The organism is Phytohabitans sp. LJ34 (genome assembly GCF_052068095.1).
In the GTDB taxonomy this organism is placed as follows: domain Bacteria; phylum Actinomycetota; class Actinomycetes; order Mycobacteriales; family Micromonosporaceae; genus Phytohabitans.
Window position 1 is genome coordinate 284,867 of record NZ_JBQHDG010000001.1, and the last position, 18,569, is coordinate 303,435.

Sequence of the window (18,569 nt, forward strand, 5' to 3'; positions counted from 1 at the left end):
CGACCGTTTCCTGCCTGACTGAGGCTTCCCAAGTGGGTGCCGTTTCTGGTGAAATCGCGGCCGTGCCGCGTGCGGCGCTGACCGGTGCACCCAGGCGTCGGTCGAGCGAGTCGCGCGTGGAGACGACGACGGAGGCGATGTCGTGAGCACGGGACCTACGACCCTGCCCGAAAAAGGTGTGCAGGCCCGCCGTGCTGCGCGCCGCTGGTTTCCGCGTCTGCGCGACGCTCGGATCAGGTCGAAGCTCGCGCTCATCCTGGTCGTGCCGGTCGCGGCGGTGCTCGCGCTCGCCACGGTCCGGCTCGTCGACGTCGGCCGCGGCGCCCTCGACGCCAGCCTCATCCGCGACCTCACCGCCCTCTCCACCAACGTCTCGTCCCTCAACCAGGACCTGCACAAGGAGCGCATGGCCGCGGCGAAGTACCTGGCCGCGAACAACCGGGACAAGGACAAGGCCAAGCAGGCCTACAACCAGGCGGTCAGCCGCACCGACCAGACCGTCGCCGGATACACGAGCGAGCGGCAGGACGTCGGCGACGTTCCCAACTCCGTAGAGACCCGGCTCGTCAAGATCGATGGGCACATCGCCACGCTCGACGGCACCCGCCGGGACATGCTCGCCGGCCAGCGTCCGGTCGCCGAGGCGGTGCTCCGCTACGGCAACATCCTCACCGACCTCGTGGCGTACGGCGACGTGGTCGGCCAGCTCGCCGGCGAGGGCGACCTGGCCGACGAGCTGCGCGCGGCGGCCGCCTTTGCCAAGGCCAAGGCGGCCAAGGCCGACGAGGAAGCGGTCATCTACTCCTCCCTCGCCGGCGGCGGTGGCCTGGCCGAAGAGGAGCTCAACTCGTTCCTCGGCGCGCTGAAGAGCCAGGAGGCCGCGCAGGCGAGCTTCGAACTGGCCGCGAGCGGCGCGCAGCAGTCGATCGCCGACGCGACCGTCACCGGCGACGCGGTCAACCTGGCACAGAGCGTCGAGGCCCTGATCAACCGGTCGGTCGGCGGCACCGCACTGGTCGGCGCGGACGCGGCCCAGCAGGCCGTCGGCTCGGTGGTCGACCTCATGCGCTACGCCGAGGTCAAGCTCGAAGAGCGCGCGCTGGCCGAGGCCGACGACGTCCGCGCGGCCGTGGTCCGCCAGGCCGTCGTCGAGTCGATCCTCGTACTCATCACGCTGTTCATCGCCGTCGCCCTCGCCGTGGTCCTGGCCCGGTCGCTCAACCGTTCGCTGCGCCGCCTCCGCGAAGGTGCGCTCGCCGTGGCCAACCGCGACCTGCCCGACGCGGTCGCCCAGCTGCGCGACGTGCGCAGCATCGGTGACGGCGGGCCCGACGAGATCGTGCGCCAAGTGCGCGACGCGATCCGACTGCCCAACCGCGACGAGGTCGGGCAGGTGGCACAGGCGTTCAACGTCGTACACCGCGAAGCCGTCCGGATCGCGGCCGAGCAGGCCGCACTGCGCACGAGCGTCTCGGCGATGTTCCTCAACCTGGCCCGCCGAAGCCAGGCGCTGGTCGACCGCATGATCGGCGAGCTCGACATGATCGAGCGCGGCGAGGAAGACCCGAAGCGGCTGGCACAGCTCTTCCAGCTCGACCACCTCGCCACCCGGATGCGCCGCAACGACGAAAACCTGCTCGTGCTCGCCGGCGCCGACTCCACCGCGCCGCGGCGCGACGACGCGCTGCTGGTCGACGCGCTCCGCGCCGCCCAGTCCGAAGTGGAGCTCTACAACCGCATCGAGTTCGGCACCGTCGACACCGACATCTCGATCGCCGCGCACGCGGTCAACGACGTCGTCCGGCTCGTCGCCGAGCTGCTCGACAACGCCACCCGGTTCTCGCCGCCCAACACGGTGGTCGTCGCCGACGCCCGGCGCATCCGCGACTACGTGTTGATCCAGATCGAAGACCGCGGCCTCGGCCTCACCGAAGACCAGCTGGACGCGCTCAACCACCGGCTCAGCCAGCCGCCCGCGGTCGACGTGGCCGCGTTCCGGCTGATGGGCCTGGCGGTCGTGGGCCGCCTCGCCTCCCGATACGGCATCCGGGTCGAGCTGCGGCCCAACGTCGAGGGCGGCACGGTCGCGCAGGTGACCTTGCCGAGCGGCATCGTCGTGCTGCCCGCGCCGCGTACCCGCGAGCAGGTGCTCACCCGCCCACGCTCGCCGCTCGCGGTCGAGACCAGCCCGGCCGCCGCGGCCCCGGTGTCCGGCGGCTGGTCGCAGCCGGCCGCGCCGATGCGTTCGTCCGCCGCCACGATCTCCGACCCGCGGCCGGGGCAGACCCAGCCCTCCTGGGACACCTCCGCCGTGCCGGTCAACGCGACGGCGGCGACCAGCGCGTTCCCGACGATCAACCAGCCGGCCGGCGCCACGGTCGGCCAGCCGCAGGGTGGGTTCGGCTCGCCAACGGTGGCGTACCCGACCGTGCAGCCTTCACCGCTGCCGCAGCGGGGTGGCGCGATCCCCGCGACGGCCCACCCGATGACACCCGCCGTGCTGCCACCCTCCGGCCTGCCGGCTGGCCCGGTGGCCGGTTCGCCCGGTGTCGTCCCGCGTCCTGACGACGGCGGCGAGGTGCCGATCTACCGGGAGATGGAAGCGGTCTGGTTCCGTTCACACGGCCAGGCCTCCACGCAGATCTTCTCCGCGGTGAGCCCGGGCGGCACCGCGGCCAGCCCGAGCGGCAGCTACACCTCGGCGAGCGCCGCACCGGCCGCCTCAGGCCTCTCCAGCGCCTCCACGGGCTACTCCGGGTCTTCCGGCCTGTCCGGCGGGTCTTCGGGGCTCTCCGGCGGCTCCAGCCTCGGCAACGGCGGCCCTGGCGCAGGGTCCGGCCTCGGCAACGGCGGGCTCAACAGCGGCTCCGGCTTCGGCGGTTCGCTGCCGAGCCGCACACCCACCCCGCCGCCGGCCGCCGCGCCGCCGCCGGCCGCGTACGCGCCGCCGGTGGTGCCGCCCGCCGCGACCCAGGGCGCCGGCGACGCCGGTGCCGGCGCCGTGCCCCGCCCGAGGAGCGGCGCCGACGAGAGCTGGCGCACCGCCGCCGACGAGGGCTGGCGGCGCGCCGAGCGGGCCGCCGAGCCGGTAAACGGGGGCACGACGCGCTCCGGCCTGCCCAAGCGCGTGCCGCAGGCCCAGCTCGTGCCCGGCGGCGTGGACAACTCGGCCGCCCAGCAGCGCGCCAGGCGTACGCCCGACGAGGTCCGCGGCCTGCTATCCGCGTACCACCGGGGCGTGCAGCGCGGCCGTTCGGCCGGCAGCCAGGAAAACGGGAGCACCTCTACCAAGGAGACCAGTTGATGACGAGGCCAGCAGCGATGCAGGACATGGGTTGGCTGCTCAGCAACTTCGCCGACAGCGTGGCCGGGATCGCCCACGTCGTCGCGGTGTCGGCCGACGGCCTGCTCCTCGCGTCGTCGCGTGACCTGCCGGCCGACCGGGCCGACCAGCTGGCCGCGATCACGTCCGGTGTGGTCAGCCTCACCGACGGCGCGTCGCGGATGTTCAGCGCCGGTGGAGTGCTCCAGACGGTCATCGAGATGGACAGTGGCTACCTCTTCCTCATGTCGATCAGCGACGGCTCCTCGATGGCCGTGCTGGCCGCGCGCAGCTGCGACGTCGGTCAAGTGGGGTACGAGATGGCGCTGCTCGTCGAGCGGGTCGGCGCGGCCCTGTCGCCGGCGACCCGAGAGGCCGTCGCGCGCTAGTCCTAAGTAGATAATGACGGTGACGCCACGACGAACACGGAAGGAGGTGACCGCGTCATGGTGGACCAACCGCGAGAAGATCCGAGAGGTGCGCTGGTCCGGCCATACGCTGTCACCCGTGGGCGCACCGAACCCCGCCAGGACATCGCCCTCGAAGCGGTGCTCGTGGCGGACCCGGCCGCCGTGCAAGAGTCGCGGTTCGCGGGCCACGACAAGCACCGCATCGCCACCGTCTGCGAAAACCGCGCGCAGTCGCTGGCGGAGATAGCGGCCTACACCCGGCTCCCGTTGGGCGTCGCCCGGGTGCTCGTCGCCGACATGGTGGCGGAAGGCTTGCTGACGCTGCACAGTGCCGCTCCGGTCGAAGCCTATGAGGAGCGGATGGAACTGCTTGAGAGGGTGCTGAGTGGACTTCGCAGGCTATAACGCCGCAGGAGCGCGCCGTAACCGAGGGATCACGTCCGCCAAAATCGTGATCGCGGGAGGCTTCGGCGTCGGCAAGACGACGCTCGTCGGTGCCGTCTCCGAGATCACCCCGCTGACCACCGAGGCGGTCATGACCGCGGCCGGCGTCGGCATCGACGACCCCTCCAACGTGCCCGGCAAGGAAACCACCACCGTCGCGATGGACTTCGGCCGCATCACCATGGCCGAAGACCTGATCCTCTACCTCTTCGGCACCCCTGGCCAGACCCGCTTCTGGTTCATGTGGGACGAGATCATCCGAGGCGCCGTAGGCGCGGCCGTGCTGGTCGACACCCGCCGGATCGCGGACGCCTTCGCCCCGCTCGACTACTTCGAAAACCGGCACCTGCCGTACGTGGTGGCACTCAACGTCTTCGACGGCTCCCCGCAGTACGAGATCGAGGAGGTACGCGAGGCGCTCGCCATCGCACCCCACGTGCCGCTCGTGATGTGCGACGCCCGCCACCGCGACTCGGTCAAGCAGGTGCTGGTCAACGTCGTCGAGCACGCGATGATGACCCTCCGCGCCGAACGCGGCGGCGGCCGCCGCCCCACCCCGGTCGGCTGACCCAGGCGACGAGCTACCGCCTGGTCGGCAACAGCCATTGTGGACAAACCGCGCATCCGCCGGGGCAAGAGGGCGGCCGCGACCCAACGCGAGAGTGAGCCGCGGGAGCAGCGGACCAGACCACCTTCGACCTGCGGTGACGGGCGTCGTGGTAGCTCGGGTCTCGGTTCAGTCGAAGGCCACGGAGCGGATTCAGTCGACGGGTAGGCGGTAGCCGCGCTTTACGACGGTCTGGACCACCCCGGGGGCGCCCAGGCCGGCGCGGAGGCGGGCCACGGCCATCTCCACGGCGTGTTCGTCGGCGCCGCGCGGGAGGGTGCGTAGTAGCGCGGCCCGGGACAGCACGCGGCCAGGGGTTGCCGCTAGGGCGCGGAGCACCGACATCGGTGCCGGTGCCAGTGGGCGGAGCTCGCCGTCGACCACCGCCGCGTGGCCGCGGAGGGTGAGGACGTGGCCGGCCACCTTGAGGTTTACCGCGCGTTGGGGGAGCTCGTCCACGATCGTGCGGACCAGCGCGCCGAGCCGTGCGCGGGCGGGTGCTATCACCGGCACGCCGTGGCGGCGCAGGGGGGCGGCGGTCACCGGGCCTACGCAGGCCGCCAGCACGTCGGAGCGGAGCGCGTCCAGGACCGCGTCGCCGCTGGCGCCGGCCGCCCGCAGGAGTGCGCCGGCTGCCGGTGCCGAGGTGAACGTGACCGCGTCGACCAGACGGCCGGTGATCAGGTCTACCAGGCGGTGCAGCGGAGCGGGGTCGGTGGGCGGTGCCCAGCGGTAGACGGGCACCTCGATGACCGTGGCGCCGGCGGCCTCCAGGGCGGCGGTGCACTCGGGTTGGCGTTCGCCGTGGAGTTGCATCGCGACGACCTGGCCGTCGACGCCTCGGTGTCGCAGATGGTCGATGACCTCGTCGCAGCTTTCCGAGGCGGGTGACCACTCGTCGTGCAGCCCGGCCGCCCGGATGGCGCCGCGGGCCTTGGGGCCGCGGGCAACGATGTACGCGTGGCCCAGCACCGAGCGGAGCGGCTCGGCCAGGCCCCAGCCCTCAGCGGCCTCCAGCCAGCCGCGCATGCCGATGCCGGTGTTGGCCATCACCACGTCCGGCGGGCGCTCCAGGCACGCCCTCGTGGCCGCGCGCAGCTCGGTGTCGTCGGCCAGCGGCACGATCCGCAGCGCGGGGGCGAGCACGACGCGCGCGCCGCGCCGTTCCAGCAGGGCGGCCAACTCGTCGCGGCGCCGGTCCGCGGTCACCCCGACCGTGAAGCCGGAGAGCTCCTCGGACATCAGCCGCCGCTCACTTCGACCATGCCGTCCCGCACCCGCACCGCAAAGGTGCGTACCGCCACGCCGGCCACGTCCAGGCATTCGCCGGTGCGCAGGTCGTACACCTCTTTGTGGAGCGGGGACGCGACCGTCGGCGCGTCGCCGCGGCTGCCGACGATGCCCCGCGACATCACGTTCGCGCCGGCGATCGGGTCGCGGTTTTCGATGGCGAAGAGCTCGCCGTCGAACGTGCGGAAGATGGCGACCTGCTCACCCCCGACCAGCGCGGCCACACCCCGCTCTGGTTCTACCCGCTGCTGCGGGCAGATCACTTCCCAGCGCGCCGTCAGAGTGTCCGTCATTGGCGTACTCCCATCGTCGGTAGACCGAGCACCACAGGTCGGCGCTCGCCCAGTGCCGGTACCGGCTGGCCCCGCTCCACCTCGAACGTGATGGTGGGGTCGGGGGTGTCCGGCGCGTTTACGAAGGAGGTGAACCGGCGCACGCGCTCCGGGTCGTCGACGGTGGCCCGCCACTCGTCCTCGTACTTGTCGACGTGGCGCGCCATCGCCTCGTCGAGGTCGGCGCAGATGCCGAGCGAGTCGTCGACGATGACCGCGCGCAGGTGGTCGAGGCCGCCTTCCATCGCCTCGATCCACGCGGCGGTGCGTTGGAGCCGGTCGGCCGTGCGGATGTAGAACATGAGGAACCTGTCGACGTACCGCACGAGGTCCTCGGTGGACAGATCGCTGGCGAAGAGGTCGGCGTGGCGCGGGCGGAAGCCGCCGTTGCCGCCGACGTAGAGGTTCCACCCGTTGTCGGTGGCGATGATGCCGAAGTCTTTGCTCCGCGCCTCGGCGCACTCGCGGGCACACCCGGAGACCGCCGACTTGATTTTGTGTGGCGCGCGCAGCCCGCGGTAGCGCAGCTCCAGCGCGACTGCGAGCCCGACCGAGTCCTGCACCCCGTAGCGGCACCAGGTGGAGCCGACGCAGGACTTGACCGTGCGCAGTGCCTTGCCGTACGCGTGGCCGGACTCGAAACCGGCGTCGACGAGCCGGCGCCAGATCTGCGGCAGCTGCTCCACGCGCGCGCCGAACAGGTCGATCCGCTGGCCACCGGTGATCTTCGTGTACAGGTTGAAGTCGCGGGCCACCTCGCCGATCACGATGAGCTTTTCCGGGGTGATCTCGCCGCCGGGTATGCGTGGCACCACCGAGTACGTGCCGTCGCGCTGGATGTTGGCCAGGAAGTGGTCGTTGGTGTCCTGGAGCGCGGCCTGCTCGCCGTCCAGCACGTACCCGTTGCCGAGCGAGGCGAGGATCGAGGCCACCGCCGGCTTGCAGATGTCGCAACCGCGCCCGCGCCCGTGCTCGGTCACGAGCTGCGAGAACGTGCGGATGCCGCGCACTCGGACGATCTCGAAGAGCTCTTGCCGGCTGTGTTCGAAGTGCTCGCACAGCGCCTTGGACAGCTGCACCCCGGAGACGGCCAGCAGCTGCTTGAGCATCGGCACGCAGGAGCCGCAGCTGGTGCCGGCGCGGGTGCACGCCTTGATGGCCGGCACGTCGGTGCAGCCCTCGTGGATCACGCCGACGATCTGGTCCTTGGTCACCGCGTTGCACGAGCAGACCTGCGCCCCGCCCGGCAGCGCGGCGATGCCCGCACCGGTGCCGGCGCCGTCGGACTCGGGGGCCAGCAGCGCCAGCGGCGGACCGGGCAACGGCCCCCCGACGCTTGCCCGGAGCGTCGGGTATGCCGTCGCGTCACCGACGAGCACGCCGCCGAGCAGCGTCTTCGCGTCGTCGGAGAGCACCAGCTTCGCGTACACGCGGGTGGCCGGGTCGGTGAACGTGACGTCGAGGCAGCCCTCGGTCGTGCCGTGCGCGTCGCCGAACGAGGCCACGTCGACGCCGAGCAGCTTGAGCTTGGTGGACAGGTCCGCGCCGGGGAACGTCGCCTCGCCGCCGAGCAGCCGGTCGGCCACCACCTCGGCCATGGCGTATCCGGGTGCGACGAGCCCGTAGCAGCGCCCCTCGACGGCCGCGCACTCGCCGACCGCCCAGATGCGCTCGTCGGAGGTGCGGCAGGCGGGGTCGACCAGGATGCCGCCGCGCTCGCCCACGTCGAGCCCGGCGGCACGGGCGACGTCGTCGCGCGGCCGGATGCCGGCGGCGACCACCACGATGTCGGCCTGGATCCAGGAACCGTCGGAGAGCGTGAGGCCGTGCACGCCGTCGCCGTCGGTGCGCGGGCGGATCGCGGTCGTCCCGGTGCCGGTGTGCACCTTGACGTCGAGCTCCTCGACGTAGCGCCGCAGCATCGCGCCGCCGGCCTCGTCGACCTGCACCGGCATCAGCCGCGGCGCGAACTCCACCACGTGGGTGGAGAGCCCGAGCAGCCGCAGCGCGTTGGCCGCCTCCAGCCCGAGCAGGCCACCGCCGATCACGGCGCCGGTGCGGCGGCCCTTGGCGTGGTCGCGGATCGCCTCGAGGTCGTCCAGCGTGCGGTAGACGAAGACCCCACGCAGGTCGGTGCCGTCGACCGGCGGCACGAACGGGTACGAGCCGGTGGCGAAGACGAGCGCGTCGTACGGGTACTCCCCGCCGCCGGTGAACGCCACCCGCCGCGCGCGGTCGATCCGCGTGACCGGCTCGCCGAGCCGCAGGTCGACGCCGTCGTCGGCGGTGTGCAGGCTCAGCTCCTCGGCCGATACCCCGTCGAAGAACGCGGAGAGCCGCACCCGGTCGTATGCCGCGCGGCCCTCTTCGGCCAGTACGGTGACCCGCCACTCGCCCGCCGTGTCCCGGGAGCGCAGCGCCTCGACGAAGCGCTGGCCCACCATGCCGTTGCCGACGACCACGAGCTGTTTCATGCGGCGACCTCCGACGAGTCCACAGTGGAGAGCCAGTCGACGATGCCTTCGACCGCGTCGCGGCAGGTGCCGCAGCCGGTCGTGGCCCTGGTCGCGGCGACCACGTCGTCGACGGACCGGGCACCCGCGCGCCAGCAGCGCACGAGTGCCCCCTTGCTGACGGTGTTGCACTGGCAGACCGTGGCGGCGTCGGGCATCAGTGCCGGCGACTCCGCCTGCGTCGCGGCCGGCACCCCGATTGCGCGGCCGAGGAGCAGCGCCCGCCGGTCGACGGGGACCGGCGCCCCGCGGTCGAAGAGCTGGATCACCGCGCCGACCGACGGGTTGTCACCGAGCAGGATGGCACCGGTGAGCCGCTCGTCGACGATCGTCAGCTTCGCGTAGGTGCCGCGGGCCGGGTCGGCGAAGCTCAGCTCCTCGGCGCCTTCGGCCGGCATCGACGTGCCCATCGCGGCGAGGTCGATGCCCGCGGCCTTGAGCCGGGTCACCACCGGAAGCGGCCGGTACCTCGCGAGCGGGTCTTCGCCGCCGAGCACCCGGGCGACGATCCGGGCTTGCTCCCACGCCGGCGCGACAAGACCGCTCACCACGCCCTCGTGCTGCGCGCAGTCGCCGATCGCGGAGATGTGCGGGTCGCTGGTGCGCATGTGGTCGTCGACCACGACGCCCCGCTCGACGGCGAGGCCGGTCTCGGCGGCCAGCGCCGTCTCGGGCCGCACGCCACAGGCCACCACGAGCAGGTCGGCGCGGAGCTCGCGCCCGTCGGCCAGGCCGAGCGTCACGCCGTCGGCGTCGGCGGCCACCGAGGCGGCCATCGCGTCGAGGTGTGCGGTGATGCCGATGCCGGCCAGCGTGCGCACGAGCACCGCGCTGGCGCCGGGGTCGAGCTGGCGCTCCATGAGGTGGCCGACCGCGTGCACGACCTCGGTGGCGATGCCCCGGGCGGCGAGCCCGCGCGCGGCCTCCAGGCCGAGCAGACCCCCACCGAGTACGAGCGCGGTGCGCGCTCCGGAGGCGGTGGCGAGGATGCGCCGGCAGTCGTCGAGCGTGCGGAACACCGCGACCCGCTCGGGCAGGTGCTCGCGGTCGAGGCCGGACAGCGGCGGGATGAGCGCGCGGCTGCCGGTGGCGAGCACGAGGTGGTCGTACTCGATGCGGTCGCCGGCATCCGTCGTGATCATGCGCGCGCCGCGGTCGATCGCGGTGACGGTCACGCCCGGCCGCAGGTCGATGCCGTGCCCGGCGGCCTCGGTGATCTCCACGTCGCGCTCGCGAACCTTGCCGGCGAGCACGCTCGACAGCATGATCCGGTTGTACGCGCGGTGCGGCTCGGCACCGAGCACCGTGACCTTGATGTGGGGGCCGCGGTCACGCAGCTCCGCCGCGAGCCGGGAGCCGGCCATGCCGTATCCGATGATGACGACGTTCATGCTGCTCGTACCTTGACTGCGCACACCTTGAACTCCGGCATTCGAGACGTCGGGTCGAGGGCGTCGCTCGTCAGTGAGTTGGCCCGGGCAGCGCCGCCCCAGTGGAACGGCGCGAAAACGGTGTCCGGCCGGATCGTCTCGGTGAGGCGGGCGGGTGCCCGCATCTCACCGCGCCGGCTGGTGACCACGACCTCGTCGCCGGCCTCGATGCCGAGGCGGGCGGCCAGGTCGGGGTGTAGCTCCACGAACGCGTTGGGCGCGCTGCGGCGCAACGGCTCGATCCGCCGGGTCTGCGCGCCTGACTGGTACTGCGCGAGGACCCGGCCGGTAGTGAGGTAGAGCGGAAACTCCGCGTCGACCTCCTCGGCGACCGGCCGGTGCTCGACCGGCAGAAAGCGGGCCTGCCCGTCCGGCGTCGCGAAGGCGTCGAGGAAAAGCCGCGGCGTACCCGGCCGGTCCACCGATGGGCACGGCCAGAACACGCCGTCCTCGGCGTCGACCCGCTCCCACGTCACGCCTGCGTAGTCGGCCGTGCCCCCGGCAGAAGCACGCCGCAGCTCCTCGAACACGGCTCGCGGCTCGGTGGTGAACCGCGCGCCGGCGCCGAGCCGGGAGGCCAGCTCGGCGATCACCGCCAGATCCGTCCTCACATCTGGCGGCGGCTCGCGGAGGGCGTGGCGCCGCAGCACCCGGCCCTCCAGGTTGGTCATCGTGCCGTCCTCCTCGGCCCACTGTGCGGTCGGCAGCACCACGTCGGCGATCGCCGCGGTCTCGGAGAGCACGAAGTCGGCGACGACGAGCATGTCGAGGCTCTTGAGGCGCGCTTCGACGCGGCCGGCGCGGGGCGCGGAGACCACCGGGTTGGAGCCGAAGACCAGCAGGGCACGCATCTCGTCGCCGGTCAGCAGCTCGTACGCCGACGGGCCGGGGCCGGGCAGGTCGTCGGGGTCGACGCCCCACACTCCTGCCACGTGCGCGCGTGCCGCCGGGTCGTCGAGCTTGCGGTAGCCGGGAAGCTGGTCGGCCTTCTGGCCGTGCTCGCGCCCGCCCTGCCCGTTGCCCTGGCCGGTGAGGCAGCCGTAGCCGGACCCCGGCCGTCCGGGCAGGCCGAGCGCGAGCGCCAGATTGATGAACGCGGTGACCGTGTCGACGCCCTTGGCATGCTGCTCGGCGCCGCGCGCGGTCAGGATGATCGCCGTCTGCGCGGTGGCCAGCGCGCGGGCCGCCGCCTCCAGGTCGGACACGGGCACGCCGGTCATCCGCTCGACCCGGGCCGGCCAGTAGCTCGCCACCGTGCGCCGCACCTCGTCGAAGCCGCTGGTGCGGTCCTCGATGTACGCCTCGTCGACCCAGCCCTCGCCCAGCGCGATGTGCAGCAGCGCGTTGGCCAGCGCCAGGTCGGTGCCGGGCGTTGGCTGGATGTGGAGCGTGGCCTGCCGGGCGGTGGCCGTGGCCCGCGGGTCGACCACGATCAGCGTGCCGCCGCGCGCCTTCTGCTCGGTGAGGTAGCGCGCGAACGGCGGCATCGTCTCCGCGACGTTGGCACCGACGAGCAGCAGCGTGTCGGCCTGCCCGATGTCGGCGAGCGGAAAGGGCAGCCCCCGGTCGACGCCGAACGCCCGCATGCCCGCGGCGGCCGCCGACGACATGCAGAACCGGCCGTTGTAGTCGATGTTTTTCGTGCGGAGCGCCACCCGGGCGAACTTGCCCAGCGCGTACGCCTTCTCGTTGGTGAGGCCGCCGCCGCCGAAGACCGCCACCGCGTCCCGCCCGTGCGCCGCCTGGATCCGCCGGATGCCGGCGGTGATCCGGTCGAGCGCCTCGGCCCAGGTGGCCGGGCGCAGCTCGCCGCCGTCGCGGACCAGCGGCGTGGTGAGCCGGTCGGGGTGGTCGAGCAGCTCGGCCGCGGTCCAACCCTTCTGGCACAGACCGCCCCGGTTGGTGGGAAACTCGCGGGCCACGACCTCGACCGGACCCTCCGGCGCCGCCCGGAGGGTCATGCCGCACTGGAGCGCGCAGTAGGGACAGTGGGTGGCGACCTCCCGGGTCGCCACGAGACTCTCCACCGCGCCTGCCATGCCGCAAAGCGTGCCCAGGGGCGGTTTCGCGGCCGGGTCCCGATTGTTTCGGGCCTGCTAAGAGGCGTTCACCGCAACCCTTGGAAGAGGGACAGGTCGCGGAGAGTGAGCGCGCGGCCTGTTTGCCCAGCATATGACGAGGTGGCCGGTCCGGATGGCGGCCGGTCATACCGGGAGTAAGCTCTGGCGCATGACCAAAAAGGTGACCCTGTCGTTCCCCGACGACACGATCGAAGAGGCACGGCGGTTCGCCGAGCGCGACGGCCTGACGCTGTCCGCCTGGATGGACCAGGCCGCGAGGGAAAAGGCGCTGCGCGAGGTGTTCGCCGCGCACGCCGCCGCGGTGCAGCGCGCCGGCTTCGACCTGGAGGCCGCGGCGCTGGCCGACGAGCGCGAGGTGGCGATGGTGGACGCAGCGATCTTCCGTGCTGCGTAGGGGCGAGGTCTGGCGCGTCGAGGGCGCCCGCGAGCGGCTGGGCCTGGTGATCAGCTCAGACGTCTACAACAGCACGGACGTGCCGATCGTCCTCGTCGCCGAGGTGGTCGAAGAGGAGCTGCTGCGCGACTCCCCACTCGCCGTCTCCATGGGCCAGTACGTGGTGATGCCCGACCGGCTCTCCTCGCCCATGAAGAAGTGGTTTACCGAGTGCGTCGACTACGCCGACACCGACACCATGCAGCGGGTGTCGAGAGCGCTCCGCATCATCCAAGACCTGTAGAAGATCGAGACAATCCGAGCTACCGCGACGTCCGCGGTGGTGGGGGAAATAAGAAGTTCGGGCCGCCCCCGGTGCGGGAGCGGCCCGAGACTCGCGTGCGGTCAGATGGAGGCGTGGGCCAGGCTCGGCACCTGGGTGATCAGGACGCGGCGGCGCAGGTAGCACCACCAGGTGACGGCGAGGCAGGTGCCGTACATCACGCCGAACCAGGTGAAGGCGGTCGAGACGCCGCCGGTCGCGTTGTACGAGTCGGCTATCGCCCGGGGCAGGTAGAAGCCGCCGATCGCGCCGATCGCGCCGGCGATGCCGAGCGTCGCGGCCGACTCGCGCTTGGCGGTCGCGAGATCGGGTGACTTCGCCGCGAAGATCGCCGGGATCATCCGGTACGTCGAGCCGTTGCCGGCGCCGGCGGCCGTGAAGAGCAGCCAGAACGAGGCGAGGAACAGCCCCATGTTCTTGGCGCCGGCCGCGCTGACCACGCCGTACGAACCCAGAGCCATGAGCGTGAAGCAGGCCGCGGTGACCCGGGCCCCGCCGACCCGGTCGGAGAGCCAGCCGCCGAACGGCCGGGCCAGCGAGCCGATCAGCGGGCCGGTGAAGGCCAGCGTGATTGTCGCCGCGCCCCAGCGTGCGGTCGGCGCGTCCGGAAACTGGAGCTTGAGCACCAGCGGGAACGCCGCCGAGTAGCCGAGGAACGAGCCGAACGTGCCGATGTAGAGGAAGGACATGACCCAGGTGTGCGGCCGCTTGACGGTGGCGAACTGGGCCCGGAAGGGCGTTTTGGCCACCGCCAGGTTGTTCATGAAGAAGTAGGCGCCGACGGCCGCCGCCAGCACCAGCGGCACCCACATCAGGCCGCCGTAGACGAGGCCGGCCGCGATCACCACGGGGACGAACAGCTGCATCGTGCTGATGCCGATGTTGCCGCCGGCGGCGTTGAGGCCAAGCGCGGCACCCTTCTTCCGCTCGGGGTAGAAGAACGAGATGTTCGTCATGGAGGAGGCGAAGTTGCCGCCGCCGAAGCCGGCCGCGGCGGCGCAGGCCAGCACCACCCAGTACGACGGCTTGGCGGTCACCGCGTAGGTGAGGCCGGCCAGCGGGATGAGCAGCAGCAGCGCGCTGATGATGGTCCAGGTGCGCCCGCCGAACCGGGTGACCGCGAACGTGTAGGGGATGCGCATCAGCGCGCCGATGAGGTTGGGCAGCGCGACCAGCCAGAAGCGCTGGTCCACGGAGTAGGGGAACTGGGCCTGCGGGAGCGCTACGACCACGACGCTCCAGATGGTCCAGACGGAGAAGCCGAGGTGCTCCGCGAAGATCGAGAACACCAGGTTGCGCCGGGCTACCCGGCGGCCCGTGGTGGCCCAGAACTCCTCGTTCTCCGGCTCCCAGTGGGTGAGCCACCGGCCCTTACCGGCGGGGGCGGCCGCGGCGGCGGCCACGGTGGGGGTCAGTGTCGTACTCATGGCGGGCAAGTTACGGAGGAGACTTTGCCGCGTGATTCCGTTCGACGTACCCGGGCGGTAAACCGAGCCGCACCACGACGGCGCCGGAGGTTGTGAGGAGCCGGACCCGTTTTGCGTCCCGGGGTGGCGACCGGGTATCGTTGCCTGCTGTTGTGCTAATGCCGGACGCGCTGCCGAAGAGCGGCGTCCTCGGCGTGCGCCCCCAGACCGACGACGAGACAAGGTAAACCTGTGCGTACGTACAGCCCGAAGCCGGGTGAGATCGAGCGTCAGTGGCACGTCATCGACGCCTCTGACGTCGTGCTGGGCCGTCTGGCGACCCACGCCGCCACGCTGCTGCGCGGCAAGCACAAGCCGACCTTCGCGCCGCACGTCGACACCGGTGACTTCGTGGTGATCGTCAACGCCGGCAAGGTCGCGCTTACCGGTAACAAGCGGCAGACCAAGATCGCCTACCGGCACTCCGGTTACCCGGGCGGTCTCAAGCAGGTCAACTACGAAGAGCTGCTGAGCAAGCGGCCCGACCGGGCGATCGAGCTGGCCGTCAGGGGCATGCTCCCGCACAATCGTCTGGGCCGAAAGCTGATCAAGAAGCTCAAGGTCTACGCCGGCGCCGAGCACCCGCACGCCGCCCAGAAGCCGGTGCCGTTCGAGATCAAGCAGATCGCGCAGTGAGCGCGGACGAAGGAAGCAGCATGACCGACACCATCGTCCCGACTCCGGCGCCGCCGGTCGTCGAGACCGCCCCGGCGCCCGCGGTCGTTCGCGTGCCCCGTGGTGACCGTCCCATCCAGACCGTGGGTCGCCGCAAGGAGGCCATCGTCCGGGTGCGCATCGTGCCCGGCACCGGCAAGATCACTTGCAACGGTCGCGAGCTCGAAGACTACTTCCCCAGCAAGGTGCACCAGCAGCTCATCAAGGAGCCGCTGGTGACCGCCGAAAAGCTCGAGGCCTTCGACGTGATCGCCAACCTGCGCGGTGGCGGCATCACCGGCCAGGCCGGCGCGCTGCGGCTGGGCATCGCCCGCGCGCTCTGCGCCAACGACCTCGACGACCGCCCGGCGCTGAAGAAGGCCGGCTTCCTCACCCGTGACGCCCGCGTCAAGGAGAGCAAGAAGTACGGTCTGAAGAAGGCCCGCAAGGCTCCTCAGTACTCCAAGCGCTGACGCGTTTTGTACTGCTGAAAGACGGCCGGGCCGCCCTGTGACACAGTGGGGCGGCGCCGGCCGCTTCTGTTGCTCGGCTGCGAGGAAGTAGGGGTCATGGCTCGTCTCTTCGGCACTGATGGCGTACGGGGCCGGGCCAACGCCGACCTCACGCCCGAGCTCGCGATGGCGGTGGCGGTCGCCGCGGCCCGCACGCTCGCCGAGTCCGACCGCAGCCACCCGCCGCTCGCGGTCGTCGGCCGCGACCCGCGGGCGAGCGGCGAGATGCTCGAAGCGGCGGTCGTGGCCGGCCTGGCCAGCGCCGGCGCCAACGTGGTGCGGGTGGGTGTGCTGCCGACGCCCGGCGTGGCCTTCCTGGTGGGCGAGGCAAAGGCCGACCTCGGCGTGATGCTCTCCGCCTCGCACAACCCGATGCCCGACAACGGCATCAAGCTCTTCGCGGCCGGCGGGCACAAGCTTCCCGACGAGGTCGAGCACAAGATCGAGGCGGCGATCGAGGCGGGTGCGTCGTTCGTCCGCCCCACCGGCGGCGGCGTCGGCCGGGTGCACGACCTGCTCGACGGTGCCGAGCACTACGTGCAGCACCTCGTCGGCACCGTGCCGCACCGGCTCGACGGGCTGCGGGTCGTGGTCGACTGCGCCAACGGCGCGGCCTCCGACGTCGCACCCCTGGCCTACCGCGAGGCCGGCGCCGAGGTGATCGCCATCCACGCCGAGCCCGACGGCCTCAACATCAACGAGGGCTGCGGCTCCACCCATCTCGAGCCGGTCAAGGCCGCGGTGCTCGAGCACGGCGCGCACCTGGGCATCGCGCACGACGGCGACGCCGACCGCTGCCTGGCCGTCACCGCCGACGGCACCGAGGTCGACGGCGACGAGATCATGGCGATCCTCGCCCTGGCCATGCGGGAGGGCGGCGCGCTGACCGCGGACACGCTCGTCGCCACCGTGATGAGCAACCTCGGCCTGCGCCTGGCGATGTCGCGCGAGGGCATCCGCCTGATCGAGACCAAGGTCGGCGACCGGTACGTGCTGGAGGAGCTGCGCGGCGCGGCCCTTGCGCTCGGCGGCGAGCAGAGCGGGCACATCGTGATGCCGGCCTACGCCACCACCGGCGACGGCGTCCTCACCGGCCTGCACCTCATGTCCCGGATGGCCGCCACCGGCCGGTCGCTCGCCGACCTCGCCTCGGTGGTCACCAAGCTGCCCCAGGTGCTCGTCAACGTGCCGGTCGGCGACCGCGCGGCCGGTGCCACCGCCGCGCCCGTGCTGGCCGCGACGGCCGACGCGGAGGCGGAGCTGGGCGAGACCGGGCGGGTGCTGCTGCGCCCCTCCGGCACCGAGCCGCTGGTGCGGGTCATGGTCGAGGCGGCCACGGTGGAGACGGCCCGCTCGGTCGCCGAGCGCATCGCGGCGGTCGTGCGGTCGGTCAGCCCGGCCTGAGTCGCTACGCCCCGCGGTCTGCCCGCCCCGGCCTCACGCCCGCAGGCGCCGGGCGGCCTCGTCGATGACTTCCGGGCGCTTGCAGAACGCGAAGCGGACCAGCCGCTTGCCCGCCTCCGGGTCGTCGTAGAAGACCTGGGTCGGCACCGCCACCACGCCGCAGCGCTCGGGCAGTGAGCGGCAGAAGTCCATGCCGTCGGTGCCGCCCAGCGGGGTGATGTCGGCGGTCACGAAGTAGGTGCCCTCCGACGGCAGCACACCGAAGCCGGCGTCGGTCAGCCCGGCCACGAGCTGGTCGCGCCGCGCCTCCAGCCCGGCGCGGAACCCTTCGTAGTAGCTGTCCGGCAGGCCGAGCGCCACCGCCACGGCGGGCTGGAAGGGCGCGCCGTTGACGTACGTCAGGAACTGCTTTACCCGCATGACGGCGGTGACCAGCTCGGCCGGGCCGCTCGCCCAGCCGATCTTCCAGCCGGTGCAGGAGAACGTCTTGCCGGCCGAGGAGATGCGCAGGGTGCGCTCACGCATGCCGGGCAGCGTGGCGAGCGGGATGTGCGCCTCGGCGGCGTCGGAGAAGACCAGGTGCTCGTACACCTCGTCGGTCACCGCGTACGCCCCGTGCTCTTGGCACAGCTCGGCGATCTGGGCGAGCTCGCCGCGCGTGAAGACCTTGCCGGTCGGGTTGTGCGGGGAGTTGAGCAGCACCAGCCGGGTACGCGGGCCGAACGCCGCGCGCAGCTCGTCGGGGTCGAACGCGTACCGCCCGCCGGCCGACGGGCGGAGCGTGACCGGCCGCCGCACCGCGCCGGCGAGCGCGATCGAGGCCGCGTACGAGTCGTAGTAGGGCTCGAAGCACACCACCTCGTCGCCCGGCTCGCAGAGCCCCAGGATCGCCGCCGCTACCGCCTCGGTCGCGCCGGCGGTGACCAGCACCTCGCCGTCCGGGTTGTACTCCAGACCCCAGAACCGCCGCTGGTGCTGAGCCACGGCCGCGCGGAGCGCGGGGACGCCGGGGCCGGGCGGGTACTGGTTGTGCCCGGTGCGCAGCGCCTCGGCGGCCGCCTCCAGCATCTCGGCCGGCCCGTCGGTGTCCGGGAAGCCCTGGCCCAGGTTGACCGCGCCGGTGCGCACCGCCAGCGCCGACATCTCCGCGAAGATCGTGGTGCCGAACGGCCGCATCCGCCGCACGCCGGGATCGCTGTCGATGGTGGTCACGCGGCCAGCCTAATCCGGCGCGGGCCGATGCCGGCCGCGGTCCGGCGGGCCGTCCGCCACGCCGCGTGCGACCCGCGACCATCGGGGCGGCGTGACCTCGGCCCGCACGCGGAAAGCCCCTATCAAAGATTTGAGCTACCGCCGGAGGCAAAGGTGGAACCGTGACCAGCGGCGGA

At 72.3% G+C, this 18,569-nt stretch carries 16 protein-coding genes; 9 read left to right on the top strand and 7 right to left on the bottom strand.

Annotated elements, in window-relative coordinates; all coding sequences use genetic code 11:
* The first annotated feature begins 142 nt into the window (after window positions 1–142).
* Genes ACTMTJ_RS01405 through ACTMTJ_RS01420 form a run of 4 tightly spaced genes read left to right on the top strand, consistent with a single transcriptional unit; the run spans window position 143 to window position 4,744 of the window.
* Window positions 143–3,304 (top strand): nitrate- and nitrite sensing domain-containing protein, encoded by a 3,162-nt coding sequence (locus tag ACTMTJ_RS01405; protein ID WP_441214150.1) that lies wholly within the window; start codon window positions 143–145, stop codon window positions 3,302–3,304.
* Entirely contained in the window at window positions 3,304–3,711 is a 408-nt protein-coding gene (locus ACTMTJ_RS01410) for a roadblock/LC7 domain-containing protein (RefSeq protein WP_441214151.1), read from the top strand. Before ACTMTJ_RS01405 ends, ACTMTJ_RS01410 begins: the two co-directional genes overlap by 1 nt.
* Window positions 3,712–3,768: 57 nt before the next feature.
* Window positions 3,769–4,137: a DUF742 domain-containing protein gene (locus ACTMTJ_RS01415; RefSeq protein ID WP_377307454.1), complete on the top strand. Its 369-nt coding sequence runs from the start codon at window positions 3,769–3,771 to the stop codon at window positions 4,135–4,137.
* Complete coding sequence (locus ACTMTJ_RS01420) at window positions 4,118–4,744, top strand: GTP-binding protein (RefSeq protein WP_441214152.1); 627 nt, start codon at window positions 4,118–4,120, stop codon at window positions 4,742–4,744. Before ACTMTJ_RS01415 ends, ACTMTJ_RS01420 begins: the two co-directional genes overlap by 20 nt.
* Window positions 4,745–4,936: 192 nt before the next feature.
* Here the strand turns inward: ACTMTJ_RS01420 and ACTMTJ_RS01425 are convergent, their stop codons facing one another.
* The 5 genes from ACTMTJ_RS01425 to ACTMTJ_RS01445 are packed head-to-tail and all read right to left on the bottom strand — an operon-like array spanning window position 4,937 to window position 12,387.
* Window positions 4,937–6,025: a uroporphyrinogen-III synthase gene (locus tag ACTMTJ_RS01425; protein WP_441214153.1), complete on the bottom strand. Its 1,089-nt coding sequence runs from the start codon at window positions 6,023–6,025 to the stop codon at window positions 4,937–4,939.
* Window positions 6,025–6,366 (bottom strand): nitrite reductase small subunit NirD, encoded by a 342-nt coding sequence (gene nirD, locus ACTMTJ_RS01430; protein ID WP_441214154.1) that lies wholly within the window; start codon window positions 6,364–6,366, stop codon window positions 6,025–6,027. The genes ACTMTJ_RS01425 and nirD overlap by 1 nt, the downstream gene beginning before the upstream one ends.
* Window positions 6,363–8,879, bottom strand: coding sequence for a nitrite reductase large subunit NirB (gene nirB, locus ACTMTJ_RS01435; RefSeq protein ID WP_441214155.1), 2,517 nt, complete (start codon window positions 8,877–8,879; stop codon window positions 6,363–6,365). Before nirB ends, nirD begins: the two co-directional genes overlap by 4 nt.
* Entirely contained in the window at window positions 8,876–10,309 is a 1,434-nt protein-coding gene (locus tag ACTMTJ_RS01440; RefSeq protein WP_441214156.1) for an FAD-dependent oxidoreductase, read from the bottom strand. The genes nirB and ACTMTJ_RS01440 overlap by 4 nt, the downstream gene beginning before the upstream one ends.
* Window positions 10,306–12,387 (bottom strand): molybdopterin oxidoreductase family protein, encoded by a 2,082-nt coding sequence (locus tag ACTMTJ_RS01445; RefSeq protein ID WP_441214157.1) that lies wholly within the window; start codon window positions 12,385–12,387, stop codon window positions 10,306–10,308. The genes ACTMTJ_RS01440 and ACTMTJ_RS01445 overlap by 4 nt, the downstream gene beginning before the upstream one ends.
* Window positions 12,388–12,577: 190 nt before the next feature.
* On the opposite strand from ACTMTJ_RS01445, the gene ACTMTJ_RS01450 reads away from it, so the two are divergent.
* Entirely contained in the window at window positions 12,578–12,823 is a 246-nt protein-coding gene (locus ACTMTJ_RS01450) for a hypothetical protein (RefSeq protein ID WP_308710614.1), read from the top strand.
* Window positions 12,813–13,106, top strand: a complete 294-nt coding sequence (locus tag ACTMTJ_RS01455; RefSeq protein ID WP_441214158.1) for a type II toxin-antitoxin system PemK/MazF family toxin — start codon at window positions 12,813–12,815, stop codon at window positions 13,104–13,106. The genes ACTMTJ_RS01450 and ACTMTJ_RS01455 overlap by 11 nt, the downstream gene beginning before the upstream one ends.
* 101 nt (window positions 13,107–13,207) lie before the next feature.
* On the opposite strand, the gene ACTMTJ_RS01460 is transcribed toward ACTMTJ_RS01455, so the two are convergent.
* Window positions 13,208–14,572, bottom strand: a complete 1,365-nt coding sequence (locus ACTMTJ_RS01460; RefSeq protein WP_441214159.1) for an MFS transporter — start codon at window positions 14,570–14,572, stop codon at window positions 13,208–13,210.
* A 231-nt stretch (window positions 14,573–14,803) separates the two neighbouring features.
* On the opposite strand from ACTMTJ_RS01460, the gene rplM reads away from it, so the two are divergent.
* From rplM to glmM, 3 genes are all read left to right on the top strand, one after another.
* Complete coding sequence (gene rplM / locus ACTMTJ_RS01465; RefSeq protein ID WP_441214160.1) at window positions 14,804–15,247, top strand: 50S ribosomal protein L13; 444 nt, start codon at window positions 14,804–14,806, stop codon at window positions 15,245–15,247.
* A 20-nt stretch (window positions 15,248–15,267) separates the two neighbouring features.
* Window positions 15,268–15,738 carry a 30S ribosomal protein S9 gene (gene rpsI / locus ACTMTJ_RS01470; RefSeq protein ID WP_441214161.1) on the top strand — a complete coding sequence of 157 codons (471 nt, stop codon included), beginning with the start codon at window positions 15,268–15,270 and terminating at the stop codon, window positions 15,736–15,738.
* Window positions 15,739–15,834: 96 nt separating this feature from the next.
* Window positions 15,835–17,181 carry a phosphoglucosamine mutase gene (glmM, locus tag ACTMTJ_RS01475; RefSeq protein ID WP_441214162.1) on the top strand — a complete coding sequence of 449 codons (1,347 nt, stop codon included), beginning with the start codon at window positions 15,835–15,837 and terminating at the stop codon, window positions 17,179–17,181.
* A gap of 33 nt (window positions 17,182–17,214) precedes the next feature.
* Here glmM and ACTMTJ_RS01480 read toward each other — a convergent pair whose 3' ends face one another.
* The gene (locus ACTMTJ_RS01480; RefSeq protein WP_441214163.1) at window positions 17,215–18,393 is read right to left on the bottom strand and encodes a pyridoxal phosphate-dependent aminotransferase; all 1,179 of its coding nucleotides are present in this window, start codon (window positions 18,391–18,393) and stop codon (window positions 17,215–17,217) included.
* Window positions 18,394–18,569: the final 176 nt, after the last annotated feature.

What these genes read in the sequence shown, in the direction of transcription:
- ACTMTJ_RS01410 (WP_441214151.1), top strand. Translation starts at nt 3,304, where the DNA reads ATGACGAGGCCAGCAGCGATGCAGGACATGGGTTGGCTGCTCAGCAAC.
- ACTMTJ_RS01415 (WP_377307454.1), top strand. Translation starts at nt 3,769, where the DNA reads ATGGTGGACCAACCGCGAGAAGATCCGAGAGGTGCGCTGGTCCGGCCA.
- ACTMTJ_RS01425 (WP_441214153.1), bottom strand. Translation starts at nt 6,025, where the DNA reads ATGTCCGAGGAGCTCTCCGGCTTCACGGTCGGGGTGACCGCGGACCGG.
- nirD (WP_441214154.1), bottom strand. Translation starts at nt 6,366, where the DNA reads ATGACGGACACTCTGACGGCGCGCTGGGAAGTGATCTGCCCGCAGCAG.
- nirB (WP_441214155.1), bottom strand. Translation starts at nt 8,879, where the DNA reads ATGAAACAGCTCGTGGTCGTCGGCAACGGCATGGTGGGCCAGCGCTTC.
- ACTMTJ_RS01440 (WP_441214156.1), bottom strand. Translation starts at nt 10,309, where the DNA reads ATGAACGTCGTCATCATCGGATACGGCATGGCCGGCTCCCGGCTCGCG.
- ACTMTJ_RS01445 (WP_441214157.1), bottom strand. Translation starts at nt 12,387, where the DNA reads ATGGCAGGCGCGGTGGAGAGTCTCGTGGCGACCCGGGAGGTCGCCACC.
- ACTMTJ_RS01450 (WP_308710614.1), top strand. Translation starts at nt 12,578, where the DNA reads ATGACCAAAAAGGTGACCCTGTCGTTCCCCGACGACACGATCGAAGAG.
- ACTMTJ_RS01460 (WP_441214159.1), bottom strand. Translation starts at nt 14,572, where the DNA reads ATGAGTACGACACTGACCCCCACCGTGGCCGCCGCCGCGGCCGCCCCC.
- rpsI (WP_441214161.1), top strand. Translation starts at nt 15,268, where the DNA reads ATGACCGACACCATCGTCCCGACTCCGGCGCCGCCGGTCGTCGAGACC.
- glmM (WP_441214162.1), top strand. Translation starts at nt 15,835, where the DNA reads ATGGCTCGTCTCTTCGGCACTGATGGCGTACGGGGCCGGGCCAACGCC.